This is a genomic window from Pedobacter sp. P26 (assembly GCF_050632135.1).
Taxonomy (GTDB): Bacteria; Bacteroidota; Bacteroidia; order Sphingobacteriales; family Sphingobacteriaceae; genus Pedobacter.
The window spans coordinates 4,227,894-4,247,690 of sequence record NZ_CP192574.1 but is presented as its reverse complement, the minus strand read 5'-3'; the positions used below and the strand labels follow the sequence as shown (position 1 = coordinate 4,247,690).

The 19,797-nt window shown below is 38.1% G+C and carries 21 protein-coding genes, 1 tRNA gene, 1 pseudogene and 2 riboswitches; of the genes and pseudogenes, 16 read left to right on the top strand and 7 right to left on the bottom strand.

The genetic code is table 11. The features are described from left to right. Positions 1-15: 15 nt before the first annotated feature. Entirely contained in the window at positions 16-903 is an 888-nt protein-coding gene (locus ACQ86H_RS19745) for a helix-turn-helix domain-containing protein (protein ID WP_138822695.1), read from the bottom strand. 109 nt (positions 904-1,012) lie between these two features. Between ACQ86H_RS19745 and ACQ86H_RS19740 the strand changes: the two genes are divergently transcribed. Genes ACQ86H_RS19740 through ACQ86H_RS19720 form a run of 5 tightly spaced genes read left to right on the top strand, consistent with a single transcriptional unit; the run spans position 1,013 to position 6,207 of the window. Then, positions 1,013-2,530: an alpha-L-fucosidase gene (locus ACQ86H_RS19740; protein ID WP_431292234.1), complete on the top strand. Its 1,518-nt coding sequence runs from the start codon at positions 1,013-1,015 to the stop codon at positions 2,528-2,530. A 20-nt stretch (positions 2,531-2,550) separates the two neighbouring features. Next, entirely contained in the window at positions 2,551-3,819 is a 1,269-nt protein-coding gene (fucP, locus tag ACQ86H_RS19735; RefSeq protein ID WP_371716947.1) for an L-fucose:H+ symporter permease, read from the top strand. A 6-nt stretch (positions 3,820-3,825) separates the two neighbouring features. Next, entirely contained in the window at positions 3,826-4,161 is a 336-nt protein-coding gene (locus ACQ86H_RS19730; RefSeq protein ID WP_431292233.1) for an L-rhamnose mutarotase, read from the top strand. After that, entirely contained in the window at positions 4,154-5,185 is a 1,032-nt protein-coding gene (locus ACQ86H_RS19725) for an aldo/keto reductase (RefSeq protein ID WP_431292232.1), read from the top strand. The genes ACQ86H_RS19730 and ACQ86H_RS19725 overlap by 8 nt, the downstream gene beginning before the upstream one ends. Positions 5,186-5,187: 2 nt before the next feature. Beyond that, positions 5,188-6,207 (top strand): zinc-binding alcohol dehydrogenase family protein, encoded by a 1,020-nt coding sequence (locus ACQ86H_RS19720; RefSeq protein ID WP_431292231.1) that lies wholly within the window; start codon positions 5,188-5,190, stop codon positions 6,205-6,207. Positions 6,208-6,348: 141 nt separating this feature from the next. On the opposite strand, the gene ACQ86H_RS19715 is transcribed toward ACQ86H_RS19720, so the two are convergent. Further along, the gene (locus tag ACQ86H_RS19715) at positions 6,349-7,104 is read right to left on the bottom strand and encodes a winged helix-turn-helix domain-containing protein (protein WP_431292230.1); all 756 of its coding nucleotides are present in this window, start codon (positions 7,102-7,104) and stop codon (positions 6,349-6,351) included. Between the two features lie 397 nt (positions 7,105-7,501). Between ACQ86H_RS19715 and ACQ86H_RS19710 the strand changes: the two genes are divergently transcribed. From ACQ86H_RS19710 to ACQ86H_RS19695, 4 genes and pseudogenes are all read left to right on the top strand, one after another. Then, positions 7,502-8,287: a ligand-binding sensor domain-containing protein gene (locus ACQ86H_RS19710; protein WP_431292229.1), complete on the top strand. Its 786-nt coding sequence runs from the start codon at positions 7,502-7,504 to the stop codon at positions 8,285-8,287. Positions 8,288-8,461: 174 nt separating this feature from the next. Continuing rightward, a complete protein-coding gene (locus ACQ86H_RS19705; protein WP_431292228.1) occupies positions 8,462-9,115 on the top strand; it encodes a YceI family protein in 654 nt (217 codons plus the stop codon). 266 nt (positions 9,116-9,381) lie between these two features. Further along, positions 9,382-9,983, top strand: a pseudogene (locus ACQ86H_RS19700) (serine hydrolase domain-containing protein). Next, positions 9,946-10,596 carry a serine hydrolase domain-containing protein gene (locus ACQ86H_RS19695; protein ID WP_168202377.1) on the top strand — a complete coding sequence of 217 codons (651 nt, stop codon included), beginning with the start codon at positions 9,946-9,948 and terminating at the stop codon, positions 10,594-10,596. The pseudogene ACQ86H_RS19700 and the gene ACQ86H_RS19695 overlap by 38 nt, the downstream one beginning before the upstream one ends. Positions 10,597-11,023: 427 nt before the next feature. Here ACQ86H_RS19695 and ACQ86H_RS19690 read toward each other — a convergent pair whose 3' ends face one another. Together ACQ86H_RS19690 and ACQ86H_RS19685 are read right to left on the bottom strand one after the other, a co-directional pair. Next, positions 11,024-11,362 carry a hypothetical protein gene (locus tag ACQ86H_RS19690; protein ID WP_431292227.1) on the bottom strand — a complete coding sequence of 113 codons (339 nt, stop codon included), beginning with the start codon at positions 11,360-11,362 and terminating at the stop codon, positions 11,024-11,026. Next, positions 11,343-11,648: a TetR/AcrR family transcriptional regulator gene (locus tag ACQ86H_RS19685; protein ID WP_431292226.1), complete on the bottom strand. Its 306-nt coding sequence runs from the start codon at positions 11,646-11,648 to the stop codon at positions 11,343-11,345. Before ACQ86H_RS19685 ends, ACQ86H_RS19690 begins: the two co-directional genes overlap by 20 nt. A 144-nt stretch (positions 11,649-11,792) precedes the next feature. Between ACQ86H_RS19685 and ACQ86H_RS19680 the strand changes: the two genes are divergently transcribed. The 4 genes from ACQ86H_RS19680 (at position 11,793) to ACQ86H_RS19665 (ending at position 13,723) form a co-directional block, all read left to right on the top strand. Beyond that, on the top strand, positions 11,793-12,047 hold the full coding sequence (locus ACQ86H_RS19680; RefSeq protein WP_138822720.1) for a hypothetical protein: 255 nt from the start codon (positions 11,793-11,795) through the stop codon (positions 12,045-12,047). An 8-nt stretch (positions 12,048-12,055) separates the two neighbouring features. Next, entirely contained in the window at positions 12,056-12,793 is a 738-nt protein-coding gene (locus tag ACQ86H_RS19675; protein WP_138822722.1) for a DUF3667 domain-containing protein, read from the top strand. A gap of 96 nt (positions 12,794-12,889) precedes the next feature. After that, on the top strand, positions 12,890-13,357 hold the full coding sequence (locus tag ACQ86H_RS19670; protein WP_138822724.1) for a ribosomal protein L7/L12: 468 nt from the start codon (positions 12,890-12,892) through the stop codon (positions 13,355-13,357). Positions 13,358-13,447: 90 nt separating this feature from the next. Continuing rightward, a complete protein-coding gene (locus ACQ86H_RS19665; RefSeq protein ID WP_138822726.1) occupies positions 13,448-13,723 on the top strand; it encodes a hypothetical protein in 276 nt (91 codons plus the stop codon). Between the two features lie 190 nt (positions 13,724-13,913). On the opposite strand, the gene ACQ86H_RS19660 is transcribed toward ACQ86H_RS19665, so the two are convergent. The 3 genes from ACQ86H_RS19660 to ACQ86H_RS19650 all read right to left on the bottom strand — a co-directional run bounded on the left by ACQ86H_RS19660 (position 13,914) and on the right by ACQ86H_RS19650 (position 14,972). Beyond that, positions 13,914-14,495, bottom strand: a complete 582-nt coding sequence (locus tag ACQ86H_RS19660; RefSeq protein ID WP_431292225.1) for a DUF4833 domain-containing protein — start codon at positions 14,493-14,495, stop codon at positions 13,914-13,916. 37 nt (positions 14,496-14,532) lie between these two features. Continuing rightward, positions 14,533-14,715, bottom strand: coding sequence for a hypothetical protein (locus ACQ86H_RS19655; protein WP_431292224.1), 183 nt, complete (start codon positions 14,713-14,715; stop codon positions 14,533-14,535). Positions 14,716-14,794: 79 nt separating this feature from the next. Beyond that, a riboswitch (SAM riboswitch) is annotated at positions 14,795-14,894 on the bottom strand. 7 nt (positions 14,895-14,901) lie between these two features. Beyond that, a tRNA-Cys gene (locus ACQ86H_RS19650) sits at positions 14,902-14,972 on the bottom strand. 1,328 nt (positions 14,973-16,300) lie between these two features. Continuing rightward, positions 16,301-16,398: riboswitch (SAM riboswitch) on the top strand. Between the two features lie 161 nt (positions 16,399-16,559). Between ACQ86H_RS19650 and ACQ86H_RS19645 the strand changes: the two genes are divergently transcribed. From ACQ86H_RS19645 to ACQ86H_RS19635, 3 genes are all read left to right on the top strand, one after another. After that, complete coding sequence (locus tag ACQ86H_RS19645) at positions 16,560-17,705, top strand: peroxiredoxin family protein (RefSeq protein WP_431292223.1); 1,146 nt, start codon at positions 16,560-16,562, stop codon at positions 17,703-17,705. Positions 17,706-17,782: 77 nt separating this feature from the next. Then, positions 17,783-19,045, top strand: a complete 1,263-nt coding sequence (locus ACQ86H_RS19640; RefSeq protein ID WP_431292222.1) for a peroxiredoxin family protein — start codon at positions 17,783-17,785, stop codon at positions 19,043-19,045. Positions 19,046-19,133: 88 nt separating this feature from the next. Beyond that, positions 19,134-19,775, top strand: coding sequence for a YceI family protein (locus tag ACQ86H_RS19635; protein ID WP_431292221.1), 642 nt, complete (start codon positions 19,134-19,136; stop codon positions 19,773-19,775). Positions 19,776-19,797: the final 22 nt, after the last annotated feature.

Here is a 19,797-nt window from a genome sequence, read left to right as displayed (position 1 = left end):
TCACTCAAATTATAATTATAAAGTGAAACCAACAGTATAAACCTGTTTTTTATAGGCACTGGGAGACATGCCGGTAATTTTTTTAAAGGATTTTGAAAAGTAGGAAAGATTATCAAATCCGGTTTGTGTCGCAATATCCGAATAGGCAAGCCTGCTGGTGGCTAATAAATACTGTGCCCGCTCAATCCGTTTTTCAAGAATGTAGGTAACGGGGCGCTGGCCTGTAAAAGTTTTGAATAAACGGGAGAAATAATCAGGGTGCTGATTAACACGTGAGGCCAGACTGGTTACGGATAGTTCCTGCTGCAAATTTACAAGGATATAACCAACTGTTTCCACTATTTTGGCCGGCGCATGTCGGTCCTCATGTTTCCGATGTAACTGTGGTTGGAGCAAACGTCCCATCAATTGAAGTAGTATACCCTGGGTTTCAAGGTAACTGGCTAAGCCCTGCATATTGTTCAATTCCTGGTATTCTTTATAGAAAATATTTTTCTCGTAAATTTTTGGGTCATCAGACCGGTTAATGCCACGGCCAGGATTTATTTCGAGTAGTCGCTTAAATAGATCGATGTCCATTTGTGTTGCCTTAATCTTTGAAACATTACGGCTTCGCGCAAATAGAGAAGTCCCGTCTACAGATTCTTCAAAAAACTGCACGAAATACTGGCTCAAATATCCGTTGCAATGTAGGTTACAAGGTGTGAAACTGGGTATAATGTATAGGTATCCGGGTTCTAGTTTTAAAGATCCCCCCGGGTCAGATACCTCACCGTTTCCATCGTCTATATAATAAATCCGGAAATAAGGACTGATCACATTCAGGTAATTCCATTTTTCCGTTAATTTCACATAATCTACATTGAGCAGCGAAAAGGTATTTTGGAGTACTCTTTTAATCATTTCTAAATGTCGGATTTTTACAATAAAAAGTCTAATTTATCTAAAAATAGATCGGATAACATGTTTATTTTTGACCGTAGTAACCAAATATTAAACCTTTATTACACAAATGAAAAAAAGAATATCCATAAGCATTATTGCAATTTCAATGTTGCTAAGTGCACAGGCTCAGCAAAAGAAAACTAATCTTGAGCAGGGTAAATTCAATTCTACAGATGAATCCTTAAAGCAATACAAATATCCCGAATGGTTCCGTGATGCCAAATTTGGTATCTGGTCGCACTGGGGCCCTCAGGCAGTTCCCCGTCAGGGCGATTGGTATGCAAGAGGCATGTATTTGCAAGGCAACGATCAGAATAAATATCATGTAGAGCATTATGGAACACCATCCAAATTTGGTTATAAAGACATTATTCCGCTTTGGAAGGCAGAAAAATGGAATCCTGAACAATTAATGGCCCTGTATAAAAAAGCGGGTGCCAAATATTTTGTAAGTATGGGTTCGCACCATGATATGTTCTTTTTATGGAATTCAAAGATACATAAGTGGAATTCGGTAAATATGGGGCCTCATAAAGATGTAGTTGGTCTTTGGCAAAAAGCAGCAAAAAAAGAAGGCCTTCGTTTTGGGGTTTCTGAACACCTGGCTGCAAGTTTCAATTGGTTCCAGCCTAGCCATGGAGCAGATAAAACCGGTTCGTTTGCCGGTGTTCCGTATGATGGACATGACCCGCAGTATTCAGATCTGTACCATTTGCCTGCTGATTCGAGCGATATAAAAGAATGGCTGACCAATAATCCGGGATGGCATAAAAAATGGTTGATATATGTAACCGAACTGATTGATAATTATCATCCCGATCTACTTTATTCTGATAGCAAAGTTCCTTTTGACGAATATGGGCGTAAAATGGTTGCGCATTATTACAATCAGGATATGGCTAAAAATAAAGGTAAACTTGAAGCCGTTTACACGCCTAAGGAAGCTTCCGGAGGTAAATGGGCACAGGATGTGGAACGTGGTGTGCTGGATTCGATAAGCCCTTTTCCGTGGCAGACCGATACATCAATTGGTGATTGGTATTACAGAACCGGACAACGCTACAAGAGTGCAAATGGAATTGCCCAGCTTTTGATTGATGTGGTTAGTAAAAATGGAAATCTGTTGATTAATGTTGTACAGACACCCGAAGGAGATTTAGAACCCGATGTAATCAAAATAGTAACGGAAATAGGTGAATGGACAAAGACTTATGGAGAAGGAATTTATGCGACAAGGCCCTGGAAAGTATACGGAGAAGGACCATCTACAATTAAATCGAACCAGAAAAAAGGCGATTTCGGCGGATTAACAGATACCCGTGAATATGAGGCTACTGACATCCGTTATACAACAAAGGGGGGCAACCTTTTTGCATTCTGCCTAGCTGTTCCCAAAACAAATATAAAAATGGAATTATTGGGGAAAAATTCTAAATATCTGGATAAAGCCATCAGCTCGGTTAGCCTTTTGGGCAGTAAAGAAAAACTGGAATGGACACAAACAGATGGTTCGCTGGTGATCCAAAAGCCTAAAAATTATCCTGCCTGGGCGGTAACAGGCTTTAAAATAGAATTTAAAAAATAAAAAATACTTAATCTTCTTTGATGGAAACCAAGCGCTCCACACTGGCGGTAATATTGATTACCTCACTGTTTTTTTTATGGGGATTTGCCCATAATCTCGACCCGATATTGATTCCGCATTTAAAACGGTCATTTACACTCACTACTGTACAAGCCACGCTTGTAGATTCGGCTGTTTTTATCGCTTATTTCGTAATGGCGTTGCCAGCAGGTATCATTATGAAGAGATACGGCTATAAAAGCGGAATTATAACTGGCCTGCTGATATTTTCAGTAGGGTGTTATTTGTTTTTACCTGCAGCACAGGCACAGTCTTACAATTTCTTCCTGGCTGCGCTGTTTATCATTGCATGTGGCCTCACGATTCTGGAAACAGCGGCGAACCCTTATATTACATTGGTAGGGAAACCAGAAACCTCTACTTTCAGGCTAAATCTTGCCCAGTCTTTTAATGGGCTTGCGGCTTCGCTTGCACCTATCATTGGAGGCAAACTGATCCTGGTGGAGGGTGTATCAGATAGCTCGCTTGGGAAAATGGATCTGGCTACCAGAAAAATGGTACTGGCATCAGAAGCAACCTCTGTACAGGCACCATATTTTGTGTTGGGAACCCTATTGGTCATACTGGCAGCTGTATTTTATTTTATCAAATTACCTGATATCAGAACAAATAATGAAGGCCGTGCTAAACAAAGTTTTTGGCAAGTTTTTAAACATAAACATTTATCGTGGGCAATAGCTGCACAGTTTTTTTATGTTGGTGCCCAGGTATCTGTATTTAGCTTGTTTATTCTTTATGCAACCAAATCGGCAGGTATTACCGATAAAGAAGCAACTTATTACTTAGGTGTATGTGGTTTCGCGTTTCTGATAGGACGCTTTTTTACCACATTCCTGATGCGTTTTTTTAAGGGCCAATATTTACTGGTTACCTATGCCTTTATCAGCGCACTGCTCTGCTTTGTTGCTATAATGGCTTCTGGTATGACAACGGTGTATGCTGTTATTGGCATCTGCTTTTTTATGTCGGTCATGTTTCCTACTATTTTCTCTCTGGGCATTAAAGATCTTAAAGAGGATACGGAACTGGGAAGTAGTTTAATTATTATGTCAATTGTGGGTGGTGCAATACTTCCACGTTTTTTTGGATATTTGAGTGATGGAACGGGCAATATTCAAAATGGATATTATGTGCCGTTGGTTTGTTTTGTTATTATTATGCTTTTTGGCTTAATGGGGCAAAAAATTACCAGAAAAGACATCATTAATCAACCTAATGAAATTTTATAATTAAAAATGAATAGATACTGTTTGGCTCTCGATCTTGTTGATGATGAAAAACTTATTGCAGAGTATGAAGCTTACCATGTTAATGGGTGGCCTGAAATTAAACGTAGCATAATCGATTCGGGCATATTGGATATGGAAATCTACCGTATTTCTAACCGCTTGTTTATGGTGATGGAAACAGAAGACGATTTCAGTTTCGAAAAGAAGGCACTTATGGATGCTTCCAATCCTAAGGTAGAGGAATGGGAAACGCTGATGTGGAAATATCAGCAAGCGCTGCCCTTTGCAAAACCAGGAGAAAAGTGGGTATTAATGAAAAACATATTCCGGTTAAATGGTTAGCGATAATAAACAGCAAGGACCGGCCCAAAGCCTGCCTCCGGTTATTTTTGGAACCAGTAGTTTGGGGAATCTCTATCAGGCGGTAGATTATGGCGTTAAACTGGAAGTGGTAAAAGCATGCGTAGCCTCATCAAAACCGGTTGCATTTTTTGATTCTGCAGGAAAATATGGCGCAGGCCTCGCATTAGAATCGCTGGGGAATTGTTTGGCAGATTTAAAGGTGGATCCTCAGCAGGTAGTAATCAGTAATAAACTGGGCTGGTACAGAATACCGCTTTTAACGCCCGAGCCCACATTCGAGGCAGGTATCTGGAAGGATATTGAACATGATGCGGTGCAGATGATCAGTTATGATGGGATATTAAAGTGTTTTGAACAAGGTAATGAGCTGCTGGGCAATTACCAGGCGCAGATGGTATCGGTACATGACCCTGATGAATATCTTTTTGCAAGCCATAGTGAGGAAGATTATAAAGAACGTTACCAGCAAATCATTGATGCCTACATGGCATTGGCTGAACTAAAAACTGCTGGTTTAGTTTCTTCCATTGGGGTTGGTGCAAAAGATTGGAAAATCATCCGGGCAATAGTGGCAGACGTTAAGCTCGACTGGGTAATGATTGCCAATAGTTTGACCATAAAATCGCACCCTCCTGATCTGATTGCATTTATAAATGAGCTTAACCAAAAAAATATTAAAGTAATTAACTCGGCCATATTTAACGGCGGCTTTTTAACGGGTGGGGATTTTTATAATTACCAGCCGGTTGAAGCGGATAGTTTAACGGGAAAATCACTTTTGGATTGGAGGGATAAATTTTACGAGGTTTGTAAAAAGTTTGAGGTACTTCCTGCCGAGGCCTGTTTCAGTTTTTCTGCGGGTTTTCCAGGAGTAAAAAGTATCGCCTTAAATACCACACGGCCAGAGAAAGTGGCTATTAATGCTGCACTGGCCCAAAAAGAAATTCCTGCCGGGTTTTGGCAGGAAATGAAAACGCAGGGATTGATTGAATTTTTAAAATAACGATGAAAGCATTAATTTGTAATACACCAGGAGAATTTAGTTATATTAATAAAGAAATGCCATTGGTTGAAGATGGTATGGTATTGCTCAAGATGAGAAGACTGGGGATTTGCGGTACCGATTATCACGCATTTGAAGGAACACAACCATTTTTCGAATACCCAAGAATCCTCGGCCACGAAATTGCTGCTGAAGTGGTAGAGGCTGGGGCAGGAGCAAACTTTAACACTGGAGATCTGGTTACCATCAGCCCATATTTTTATTGTGGAACCTGCATTGCTTGCCGGAGGGGCAGAACAAATTGTTGTGTAAGCATAAAAGTCTTCGGCGTTCATATTGATGGTGCCATGCAGGAGTATATCACGGTTCCTGCATCTGCAATTGTTAGTGGGGAAGGATTAACTGTAGATGAACTGGCATTGGTAGAACCCTTGGCTATTGGTGCACATGGCGTTAGTCTGGCACAGTTGAATAAAGGAGATCATGTGGTTATACTCGGCGCCGGGCCAATTGGTTTGGGCACTATCGCTTTTGCTAAAATAAGTGGAGCGGAAGTTATTGTTATTGATGTAAATGATAACAGGTTATCTTTTTGCAGTGAGCTTTTTGGCATTACGAACACCATAAATCCATTAAAAACAGATGCTTTAGAGCAGCTATCCAAAATTACCAGTGGAGAAATGGCGAAGGTGGTAATTGATTGTACCGGAAACTTAAACGCCATTAACAATGCCTTTAAATTTTTGGCTCATACCGGTAAATTTATTATGATAGGCCTTCAAAAAGGTACAATTGAGGTTGTACATCCTGAGTTTCATAAGCGTGAAGCTGTACTGATGAGCAGTAGAAATGCCCTGCCGCATGATTTTGCTTATGTAATTGATTGTATCAGAAAAGGATTGATTAAGCCTATGGATTTTATTACGCACAGTGTTCCTTTTACAGAGGTAAAAGAAAAGTTTAATCAGTTGCTCCACGAAAATGAATCTCTGATCAAAGCATTGATCAGTTTTGACGAATAACGACAATTAATATTACCCGAAAAAAGGGACTAAAATAGATTTAAAGTGCAGGATTTTATGACCTCATTACTAAATTTATAAGGGCATTCTTACAAGTGCCAAATCGAATTCAATAAGCTCAATTCGGAGCAGGAGGACTGTTTAAGCATTAATTTCAAGCCTATAACCTCTAGACCGTATAACAACAATGTTGATAGTTGGATCAAGCTCCAGTTTTTTTCTAAGTTTTGATATAAACATATCCAGACTACGCCCTACAATAACACCTTCGTCTTCCCATATTTCTTTTTGCAGCCGGCTTCTCTCTACGGTTTCATTAGGAGACCGCGCGAAGATGAGTAGTAATCGGGTTTCAGTTCCGGTTAGCTCTATCACCTTTTCATTGATGTTGAGCTTACGATTTTTCGTATCAAACAGAACTGAACCCAATGTAATCATGTCTTTATGCTGATCATCATTGGGTAAAGCTCTTCCTGGCTTAACAGATCTGAAGAAAATAAAACCAACAAACGCTAAAAATGGCAGGCTGCCCAGAAGATATCCATTCTTTACGGTATTTATGCCTGCCGGTTTCAATTTAATGTTGATCATGTAATGTGCTCTTGGCTGTTTTCTTCCTACGCATGCTATAATTTCATCTTTTTTATTTTTGGATATCGCGTACCCATAGGCTACGCTACCGTCGCTAGCGTTCAAAACTTTAACGACATAATCATTCACCAGCGGGTCTTTAGCCAATAAACGTTTAGTGGTATTCACCAGGAAGATGGGGTCGAAAGTAAACTCCTTCTCAAATCTGATCTGATACTCATTTTCAGCAATCTTTTTTATCGGGAGCACCCTTGATGTACTGTCGCCTGACAGTAAAAGTAGTTCATGCCCGATCCGGCGAAGCAAAACTTCTCTTTTTCGAAATCAAAGTCCTCACTGCCGTTTATACTGAAAGCTGCACAGATGACTGAGCTAAACAAAACTAACATGAATCCCAATAGGTATTTACCATTCCCGGAGAAGCGATTTCGGCTATCAAGCATAGTGTCAGGTTTTTATTTACAAAGTTTACATTTTTATTTACAATCCAGATGTCTAAAGCCGAAAAATATCAAAGTAATTTTGCTGAACCAAACTTGATACAATTATGGAAGATAAAAAGATTCCGAAATGCAGGTACTTATATCCTTTGTTCCTAATGCTAATTTGTCACATTTCCTGCAGACCAAAGCAAATTAAATTACATAAAGATAATATTGATTACACTATCAAAGACACCATAACTTCTTATGGACCCAGCACAATGGTTCGCAATATAAAAAAAGGCAGGAATGGTACCGTTTTGATTGCTGCATCAAGAGGTGGGGTTCTCCAATACGATGGCAAGTGGTTTACCAATCTTACCAGCAAAATAGGTCCGCGTAGATTCTGGGATGTACTCGAGGATCGACGAGGAATCCTTTGGTTTTCTTCTACCGATTCAGGTGTTTATCGGTATAATGGGAAAACCTTTCAGCATTTTACCGTAAAGGAGGGCCTTGCCAATAATGCTGTTATGTCTATTTGTGAAGATAAAACTGGTATTATCTGGTTTGGTACTGGAGGTGGAGTAAGTCGTTATGATGGGGAATCTTTTCGGAATTTTACTACCAGAGATGGACTCTCCAATAACTCAATTAATACCATTGTTGAAGACAAAACCGGGAAATTATGGTTTGGTACGAGGGGTGAGGCCTGTTTTTATGATGGAAAAACATTTACTGTTTTAAAAAACAAAGATGGCAAAGCGTTTAACAACGTTTGGGGCATAACAGAAGATAGAAAAGGCAATATTTGGTTTGGTGCATCAATAATCAATGATAAAAAGGGTGATACTGTGTTTGTTTCAAATGGCCTTTGGCGCTATGATGGCAGTAACTTTATTAAGGTAGCGCAGAGAGGTGTTTCAGCAATAATAAAGATAGAAATGGAAATATCTGGACTACAGGTAGCTCAAACCCAAATGGTGTTGGCGCTTGGGAATTTCTCCGATATGATCAAAAGTCATTGTACAGGGAAAAGCCCGGCATTACTAAAATCATTTCAATAAATAAAATGCTTTGTGGGATTTTGGAAGCAAAGGATGGACATATCTGGTTTGGCTCTTTAAATGGAGTATATCGTTATGATGGAAAAATCATTAAAGACTTTAAGAGCGCAGCCGGGCAACAATAATTGCATAGGCTAATTTAATAACAATTATCAATCAAAAGAACTTCTAATCATGAACAGCAAACTATCAATTAAATACTTCATTTTAATTATTACTTCTTTGTTCTTCAGTTGCTGTGGAGGTGTAAAAAATGAAAACAAAAGTAATGCACCGGCAAGCGCCTTATCCTTACATATTGGGAATGAAAAATACATTATAATAGATGAGAAAGAAAGTGTTGTAACGTGGAAAGGATCTTCGTTAAAAGGTGTTAATCCTCATAAAGGTTACGTTCATATATCAAAAGGAGAATTGATGATCGAAAACAGTCAACTTTTGGGCGGTACGGTTGAAGTAGACATGAATACAATTGAAGATGAGAGGCATGCGCATGATAATAACCTTATTAAGCATTTAAAAAATCCAGATTTTTTTGACGTTGAAAAATTCCCGTTTTCTACAAGTGCAATTACTAAAGTTGTGTCAATAAATGATGCAAATAAAAACGTTACCGGAAAACTAACCATTAAAGGTATCACACATCCGGTTGCTTTTCCGGTTAAAATGGAAGTTAATAACGAAATTGTCAAAGCGAATGGCAAGCTCATCATTGATCGATCTAAATGGGATGTCCGTTATAAATCTGCAAAGTTCTATGATATTTTGGCTAATCAAACGATTTCTGATTCCATTGAATTCGATATAAAAATCGTAGCGAAAAAATAAATTTTCTCTACAAACCAACTTTGAGTTTCGTAAAACGCTGTGATAACTGCTATCTTTAAGCTTTTTACACGATACTACTCACGTTACCCGGAAAATTTGTTCAAGTTTCCCTTTTGAAAAGATATTTCCTGTAGCCTGCGTCATTTTGAAATCTTAATAATTTAATTATTTTTACCAGCACCTCATATACACTCAGAAATAGTGATTAAGACTTACAGATTATCACCATGTATAAAAACCATACTTATTAACAATAGGTATTTTTTATGAAAATTATCTCTGTTGCTGTTTTACTTTCTTTCATTTCGGTATGCGTTTATGCGCAGCCCTATAATAAAAGTATCGATAGTTTAATCAGGACCTATGTAAGCCTAAATAAGTTCAATGGAAATGTTTTGATTACCAAAGCGGGAAAAATCGTTTTCAGGGGTGCTTATGGTTTTCGTGATGTAGAAGCAAACAGTAAATGTGCTGGGAAGGAAATATTCCAGCTCGCCTCATTAACCAAGAGCTTTACTGCAGTGTTAATACTGAAACTGATTGAAGAAAAAAACTTTCTCCCGATACACCGATAAGTATTTATTTCCCAGGAATCCATCCCGATTCAGGTATCACTGTTGCAAATTTACTCAACCATACGTCAGGAATCCGCGAGGTGCTTAGAGACTCGGTCCTGCGCGGGAAAATTTTCGCTGGTATGAAAACGAGTCAGGAAGAATTAATTTCTTATTTTTCCAGCCAGCCACTTGATTTTGCACCAGGTACAGTATTTTCTTACAGTAATTCCGGATATGATCTTCCTCGGCATGATCATAGAAAAAATAACCCGCATGTCTTACGAAGAAGCGGTAAAACGCCTGATTTTTGATCCTTTGAAGATGAAAAATAGTGGCTATGATTTTGCTTCATTAAAAAGCAGGAATAAGACCATTGGCTATGATTACCTTTCTCCCAGCCGTTTTGTTACTGTAAAGACCTGGGATTACAGTTGGACTTATGCTTCTGGTGGATTATACAGCTGTGTGGATGACCTGCATAAATTCTATGCAGGACTAAAGAACAATAAGATAATTTCTGCCCAAAGCCTTGCGCAAAGTTATACCTCAATAAAAGGGGATTATGGTTTTGGTTGGTTTATCGACTCACTTTACGGCAAAAGGATTGGATATCATTCCGGCAATCTGGATGGGGCTACCAGTTATTTTGGCAGGATACCAGGGGATGATATCTGTATTATTATGCTAAACAACCAAACCAGCACCACTATTGAATCGATAGCTTCTAAAATTATCGCAATACTTAACGATAAACCTTACACACTACCAAAGCCTAAACTGGAAATTACAGTGCCAAAAGAAATTCTTCAGCAGTATGTGGGAAAATATGATATATCGGATACCTCTGTACAGATTTCGGGCAGTAAGTTGTATTTAACCGGAAGCAATACTTACCCCCATAAGAATATTTGCAGAAACCAATAACAGATTTTTTGCCTTGGATTCTAACATGATATTGATTTTTGCTACTGATGAAAAAGGAAAAATTAAGCTCACCATAAGAGATGGATTATCTACTAAAATTGGAAATAAGTTATAACTGAAAATGATATAAAACATTGTTTAAAATGGATGTAGCTATTAACGGTACTTTCTCAAACATTAAATGTTTTGTTGAATGAGGCGATTTGGGTTTGGCTGTAGATGCTAATGACAATATTTATGGCCAACGATCAGATCCTGATCGTTGATAAGATGAAAAAAGGAATGATTGAAGTGCCCCGGAAAGACCTTCAACAATAAAGTTCTGCGGAAAAGACAATGATAATTATTTATTGCGGGCTAATGGAAACTGTTTAGAGTAAAGAGTAGAATAAGTTTATATTGGAAAATGCAGTCGATTAAAATTCGATTATTCATAAGTCTTATCAATCAGAAAACTCAGGGCATCTTCAATTTCCGATCTTCCTTCTGTGGTTTTTAGGTCCAATCCACAGAAAGTGCAGTCGTTTGTTGTGGCGTAAATGTCCAGGTAGTAAATCCCCGAAATCAGCAATGCAATAATGGCCCTGTATCTTTTGGCATTTTCCTTGAAATGTGGATCTGTGATACTTTCAAATAAGCGTGCACCATTTTCTTCACGGTCGTTTGCGAGTTTTTTTAATGATTTGCGGTTCTCTACTAGTCCCCAAAGCAGGATTTTCTGTAAATCCTTATTTTTGAAAACGTAATCAAATTGAGAGAGAAGCATTGCTTTTGCGAATGTTTTCCCGCCATCGCTCACAACAAGGCCTCCCTGACTCATCTTTTACGTTGCTCCAGAAATCCTGTGAACGGATATATTCATCAATGAGTTCGTCTTTTCCTCCAAAATAGTTATAGATCAATTTTTTATCCAAGCCTGCCGTACGTGCAATATCGTTAACCTTCAGTCCTGAAAAGCCTTTTGTATGGAGTATTTTCTCTACTGCATCTAAGAACTTCTGTTTGCTTTTTTCTTTATTCCTTAACGGTTTAACTTCTTTTTTCTGTTCCATTTTGATGCAAAATATCGCCGGGGAAAATTACACAATCAATTTTAAATATTTTTATCACCGATTGGTGATATATTGTATATTTGTTCGGCCATATTATGTATCTCAACATTGTGGCCACAGACCATTAACCAGACAATCAACAATATGAAGAAAGTAATTCCACTTACCGAATTATCTAACGAAGAATTATACAAGAAAAAACAGAGCATAAAGGGTGCATTAATCGGGCTTGGTTTGGTAATGCTTGCCGCATTTCTTATTTTAATTTATCTTGTTATTACAACTAAAACGCCGAAAGTTCTGGCAGCTATTCCCATATCCTGTATGCTGGCTTTGTTACCAGCGTTTATTAGCCTTGGCCAGATTAAGACTGAAATTAAAAACCGCAATTCAAAATAAAAAGTTCAATGTCATCCGATTGCCTGAATTGTACCGCTCCGGTAACGCAGAATTTCTGCCCTAACTGTGGGCAAAAATCTTCTACGCACCGTTATTCCATCAAACATTTCCTGGCCCACGATTTTGTTCATGGTATATGGCATGTTGATAAAGGTATTTTATTTACCCTTAAAGCGCTATTTACTCGCCCTGGCCATAGTGTGCGAGAGTTTATCCAGGGCAAAAGGGTTCCGTATTTTAGTTTTGTTACGCTCATCCTGCTTATCTTGACGGCATCAAGTCTTATTGCACCGTTCACCCACGGTAATATATCTGATCTGATGCCGCAGGGAGGCAAGGCCGCCATGAGTAGTACTGAAAAATTTATCTCCGAACACCCAAAGCTGATATTGATCGTAGCCATTCCATTTTATTCCTTATTATCTTTTTTATGGTTCAGGAAAGCGAAGCTTAATTATTCCGAACACCTGGTGCTAAATTCAAACCGTGTTATTGTAGAACTGGTTATGGGCCTGCTTATTTCGGTGGTTACCATTTTTTACACCGATAGCAAATTGATTGTTTTTCTTTATGGCGTGGTTTTGTTTTTAGGGCTTTTTTATAGCATCTGGTTTTATTACCAGTTTTTTTCAGCTTTTAACTATAGCAAAACAGCCTTGATTTTAAGAAGTATCCTTGTTCCGGTATCGTATAACTTATTCACCCTTATACTTGGAATCGTTTTCGCCATCATTTCAAAGCACTGATCAGTTTTCATCTGCCTATAAAAATAATTTTTGAGTGGTAATCTTTATATAGCAAGGCATTTCCATAATTGGTTCATATTTTGCTAGCTTAAAGTTATGATTAATGTTAGCCCCGAAGCAAAGCAACAAGCGCTGTTGTTTATCTCACGCAACCAAAAGGTAGCGGCTGTTAAGGTAGTTAAAGATCACAGTGGCTGCGGTTTAAAAGAAGCCAAAGATTATGTAGACGCTCTGGAAGAAGGAGTACAGCAACCTGTAACCAATCCGGCAGATCTGAATGCGGAGATATGGGTTATTTTAAGTCAGGGCAATAAGTTAAGTGCCATTAAACATTATAAAGATGCTACAGGCGCAGGTTTGGCCGAAAGCAAAGATTATGTCGAAAAGCTGATGCAGTACAAAGTAGGTAGCAATACTGCACAGCGAAGCAGAGATACGGACATTAAAAATATCATTTCTGATCATTCAATAAATAAATCAAGTTCGCATAAAAGTATTTTGATCAAACTATTGATTAGTATACTGATAGCAGCAGCATTGGTATATCTGATGTTTCAATTTTAACCTTACCCATATTGCAATATTTCTGATAGAATGAAAATGTAAGCTTCAAATTTCTTACCTTGATTTTACACACAAATAAATCTTAAGAATATGAAAATCACATTAGACACAAAATCCCTTTTGTTGGGATTTTTGGGCGCTGGCTTAATGTTCACAGTCATCAGCTTTAAAAATGCACAGGATCAGACCGGAGGAAGGTACCGCACCGAAGTAAATGCGGGGAGTATGGTGGTTATCGTTGATAGTGAAACCGGGAATTATATTATTGCACCTGATATGCGTGACATTGGAAAAGTACAATGGATAAAAGGCGAGTTTAATAAAACATTTAGTACGGCGGTAGACAATAAAAAAGAGCCGAAATAGTAAGGTCGTTTTGCTTTCGCAATAGATTTTCATTGCGGGCGAACATGCAGCAATGCTTCATCTTAAAGTCGTCATTTCGACCGTAGCGGAGAAATCTATTTTCCAATAGCATAGATTTCTCCATTTCGCTGCGCTTCAGTCGAAATGACGGCGATTTTTTAAATCTGTCATTGATAGCGGAGTCAAAGGCTTATTTCACATTTATCCGTTCCACAATCGGTTTACCCGATGCTTCATCAATCCCTTCAACTTCTGCATATTTTACGTTTGGGAGCCAGAAACTTCCGCCCTGTATTCTGATAAACAATCTTGTAACCCTGATCAGGTGGTTGTTTATCATTACCGTAACATGATAGCTTTTATCGCTGGAGCGCTGTAAATAAAAAGGCAGTTTTTTGTGCGATACAAACCGGAATTCATATTTATCTGTTGCCAGTTTTTTGGTATCAATGCCATAAGCAAATTTTCGCTGGATATAACCAAGATCTTTCTTTTGTCCTTTCTCTCCATAACGGATCCAATATACTTCAATGGGATTATCAGTCTTAAGCGTTCCATTTTCTTTCAGGTTTAGCGCATAAATAAGTGTATTCGTATTCGGATCGCGTTGCAGGTAAACCAGCATGTGATCTATATTTTTCGGCGTAGGAAAACTAATGGGGGAGGGGTCTTTTGATTGTGCCTGGCTTTGTGTTGCAAAAAGAAAAAATGTTAAAACGATAAAAAGTAAGCTTTTAGTCGGTATTGAAAATGTAGGTGGTATTGAATGCATTTTAGGTTTTTATATATGAAAGAGCTTTTGCTTTAGCTCAGGTGTCTGTTTTATGTTGATTTTCTATTAGAGCTTCTTCTTCACTTTCCTTTAGTTGTTCATCATAAAGCCGGTCTGATTCAGCATTACAATGTTCATAATCATCTAATTTTTCGCAGGAAGTGTTTCCGTGGATCTCGAAAAAATCCCTGATGGATGGGTAATCAAAATAAACTGACATATTATTAGTTTTAGGTTACCAATTTTAGAAGGAATAGCCATTGATCATTCGCCGAAAACAGTAAAGGGGGCTGCTTTCAAACTCATCTTCTCTGCCATTGCAAAAGGAATTAGCACCTTGTTAATCAACAGGTTGCTAAGACATCAAAGGGCCATTCCCTACGTCTTTCTTGATAAGTAGTATTAGACGTCATGGACGGAATCGAACCGCCGTACTAGGTTTTGCAGACCTTTACCTAACCACTCAGCCACATGACTATATGATCTTTTCAAACAGCTTTAGATTCAATTTTGAATAAGATTCAACAAAAGTATAAATTAATTACTATAAATTCTATAGAAATAGTAGTTTAATTTGGCTTTTGTAATTATTAAAACCTTTTTAATCGTTTAATTTGTTGATTTTTAGTTGTTTATGTGTGTGAAATAAATTGTAGATAGATCCTGAAAAAATCCTATAACTATCAGATCAGGATGACGATCGCATTCTCAATTTGTCATCCTGAGTGCAACTAAGGATCTTTTAGCTGTTAACTTTTTTTAAAATAAAAGATTTGCTTCGCAGAGCCTCTGGGTTCTTCACTGCGTTCAGAATGACAGCAGCTTTGCGCCTTCCCTTAGTGCCCTTTATCGTAAAGGGTGGAAAATGTAAAATGAATGATGGAATGAAAAGGCTCCATGCTCTTCGTGTTTTTCTCTTTATGACCTCTGTGGTAAAAAATGGAAGATGGGACAGGTTGACAATAAAACACAATCGCTCGCAATTTGTCATCCTGAGTGCAACGACGGATCTTACAGTTGACTTTAGTATTCTTAATAATTAAAGATTTGCTTCGCAGAGCCTTCTGGGTTCTTCACTGCGTTCAGAATGATAGCAGCTTTGCGCCTTCCCTTAGTGCCCTTTATGGTAAAGGGTGGAAAATGTAAAATGAATGATGGAATGAAAAGGCTCCATGCTCTTCGTGTTTTTCTCTTTATGATCTCTGTGGTAAAAAATGGAAGATGGGACAGGTTGACGATAAAACACAATCGCTCGCAATTTGTCATCCTGAGTGCAACGACGGATCTTACAGTTGACTTTAGTATTCTTAATAATTAAAGATTTGCTTCGCAGAGCCTCCGGGTTCTTCACTGCATTCAGAATAACAAACGCCCTGCCTAAATTAATGATTGCAAATTATATATCTGTAAATCAATTATTTACAGATAAAGTCTATAAAATCTATAGGAATAATTGTTTAAATTAATCAAAGTTTATACTTTTACAAAAAAATATAATAGTTCACTAGCAAATTTACGTTCAATATGAAACTCCGCAGACAACCTCAGCCATATTTTCTGATCAATTATTCAGATCAATATAACTGCTGTTGCCGCTAATATAAGCTAAGATACAGATCACCTGATAAAGGTTTTCATTCAGATATTCTTATTTAAAAATCCTGGTACCCCGGGGCCTTTTGATAGAATATTATGGTGGTCATGTATTTCAGTCAATAAGTTGCCGGGGTATCAGGAACCGCCTAACTAATCACCACCACTAGTTTAGGTTATTACTCTAATTAATTCACCACCATTAATTAGTTGATTTATACAGAAGAAGGGAGAGTCAGTACTCGTTGAACTTCTAGCAACTTTCCATAGGAAAAAGTGCTCAAACTGATCTAGCAATAGATTATAAATTAACCAATAACAAGTAAACTCACGTTTCCTGTTAGGGATTTCATTAAAAGCATAACAGTTGCTTAAACAGCCTGTATCCATGCTATATGGTTTTCTGTGGGAAAAATTATGCCTTGTTATTAAAAACTCTAAAACGATAGTGTTTAACTAATAATGATGATTATGAAAATGAAAATTTCCTCAAGAATTGCATGCTTAACCACCTCAGTCCTGTTATTGGGAGGTATTGCATCTGCCAGGGTGGCAAAACCATTCCCAAAAGAAGGGATTTGGAGGGGTGAGTTTAGTGTAAGCGAATCAAAAGTGCCCTTTAATTTCGAATTGAAAGGTAAAAGCCCTCAAACGGGTATCTTAACCTTAATTAATGGTTCCAGACGTGATGATTTCCATGTAGAGAGGCGTGGTGACGATTCCATCTATGTAAAAATGAATACTTACGATGCTGCTTTGGTGGCAAAAATAGAAACCGATGGAACATTATCAGGTGAATACCGCAGCCTGGTACCTGGTTTCAGGGGTAATTCACTTCCTTTTGTGGCAGAGCATGGAAAAAATGGCGATACCAGGGAACTGGAAGGCACCGTACAGGGCGATGAATTTGAATTATCTGGTTTTACCGGACCAAGTCCTTTTATTGTGAAAGGAAAAATAAATGACGATAATAGCATTACCGGAGAGCAGGGCTTTGGGATATATAAAAACCTGAAATTTGATGGCCAGCGCAACGAAAATGCCGAGCTTCCTGATCCTTACAAACTTACTTTTCTTAAAGAAGGTTATAAAAAACTTGATTTTACCTTTCCAGATTTAACAGGAAAAAATGTTTCCTTAACCGACGATAAATATAAAGGTAAGGTCGTAATTATTGAGACGATCGGTACCTGGTGTCCTAACTGCACCGATCAAACTGTTTTTCTTTCGCCATGGTTTAAAAAGAACCAAAAACGCGGGGTAGAAGCCATTGCAATTGGTTTCGAGCAAAAAGATGATCTTGAATATGCCAAATACACTTTAGGCAAACTGAAAGAGAAATATGGCATCACTTACGATATCCTGTTTGGTGGCATTGCCGATAAAAGAGTAGTGGCCGAAAAACTACCTGCGCTAAATAAATTCATTGCTTTTCCAACAACCATCATTATCGATAGAAAAGGCAATGTAAGGGAAATTTATACTGGTTACACCGGAACGGTAACTGGAAAATATTTTAACGATTACGAAACCAAATTCAATAAAGTGCTCGACGAGCTGATCGCAGAACCTGTACCCGAAAAACTGGCTTCAGCAGAAACACTAAAAAGTAAATAAACCAAACCAACTAAACTAAATATGGGGCTGCATCGTATTGCATCCCATATTTTAACCTACACTTAAAACTTTATAATATGAAAAACTACATGGCTAAAATGCAGGCGCTGGTTCTGGTATCGCTCATTTCTACAACAGCCTTTGCTGTAGATAAGGTAAATGAAGAGCCAAAAACGACCAAAAAATTTATAAAAGAAGGAATTTGGCGTGGTGTTTTTAAAGTTGCCGAAACAGAAGTGCCTTTTAATTTCGAACTGAAAGGTAAAGATGCAGCGCATGCCACCTTTACACTGCTAAACGGCACACGGAGAGACGATTTCCACATCAAATATTTGGGGCAGGATTCACTCTTTATCAAAATGAATACTTACGATGCAGCTTTGGTGGCCAAAATAGAAAGCGATGGCCGGATATCTGGTGAATATAGAAGCCTGGTGCCGGGTTTGCAGGGCAATGCTTTGCCCTTTACTGCAGAGCAAGGTAAATCTTATCGTTTTGTTGAGCCGGGAAAAGATGTTGCGCCTGTTGCCAACTTAACTGGTAAATGGGAGTTTAAGGGTTTTTCCAAAGAAGCCGTTCCAAACAAAGTTGCCATATTAAAACAAGAAGGAAATAAACTTACTGGTGTAATTATGCAGGTAACTGGCGATAGCCGTGAGCTGGAAGGTACCGTACAGGGAAATCAGTTTGTACTTTCTGGTTTTAGCGGACCAAGTCCTAAAATTTATAGGGGCACCATTAATGAAGACGGCACACTTTCAGGCGAAATTAGCCAGGGCATTTACGATAACTTAAAGTTTACCGGTGTAAAAGACAGTCAGGCAGAATTGCCAGATCCTTATAAACTAACACATTTAAAGGAAGGCGTTAAAAAACTTGCTTTTACTTTTCCTGATCTGAATGGGAAGCCTGTCTCATTAACTGATGATAAATATAAAGGCAAGGTTGTGATTGTAGAATTGGTGGGTACCTGGTGCCCAAACTGTACTGATCAAACTGTATTCCTTTCACCCTGGTTCAATAAGAACAGTAAAAGAGGTGTAGAAGCCATTGCTATTGGTTTCGAGCAAAAAGATGATCTTGAATATGGGAAATATACACTTGGTAAACTTCGCGATAAGTACAACATTAAATACGATATCCTATTCGGCGGATTGGCCGATAAAAGATTGGTTGCAGATAAACTTCCGGCATTGAACAAATTCATCGCTTATCCAACCACCATTATTATCGATAGAAAAGGAGAAGTACGCGAAATATATACGGGTTATACCGGAACCGTTACAGGTAAATATTACGATGATTACGAGAAAAATTCAATAAAGTTCTGGATGAATTAATTGCAGAACCAGTACCCTCAGCAGCCTATTTTGAGGCACAATCCAATGGAAAATAGCTAAACCACCTAAATTAAATACCATATATATCATGTTACAGTATAAAACGATTGCACTTATTGCTACCACAGTTGTAGCTTCATCTTTCACAGCTTTAAACGGACCTAAGCCTAAACTAAAGGTAGCTACCGAAGTCATATCAACGAAACTGGTAAACTATAAAGTAAGCCCTGAACAAAGCAAACTCACCTGGCTAGCTAAAAAGGTAACTGGAGAACATTCAGGCACCATCAATGTAACTTCCGGATCGCTGGCTTTAGATAATAAAGTACTAAAAGGCGGTAGTTTCGAACTCGATACCAAAACCATTGCAGTTACCGATCTTACCGATAAAGAAACCAATGCAAAGCTATTGGGACACTTAAAAAGCGACGATTTTTTTGCGGTAGAAAAATTTGGTAAAGCCACTTTCAACATCACATCGGTGCAAAGTACGGGTGCAGGAACTTATGATGTTAAAGGAAAGCTCACTATTAAAGGCATTACGAATGAAATCAGTTTTCCGGCAACAGTTAAACAAGATGGTAATAAAGTAATTGCCAATGCAAAAATTACGGTCGATAGAACCAGGTATGATATCAAATTCAGGTCTAAGAGTTTTTTCGAAAACCTGGGCGATAAAGCTATTTACGATGATTTTGAGCTGAATGTACAGCTTGTAGCGAATAATTAAAATCTCTCTTGTTAAGGTTAGC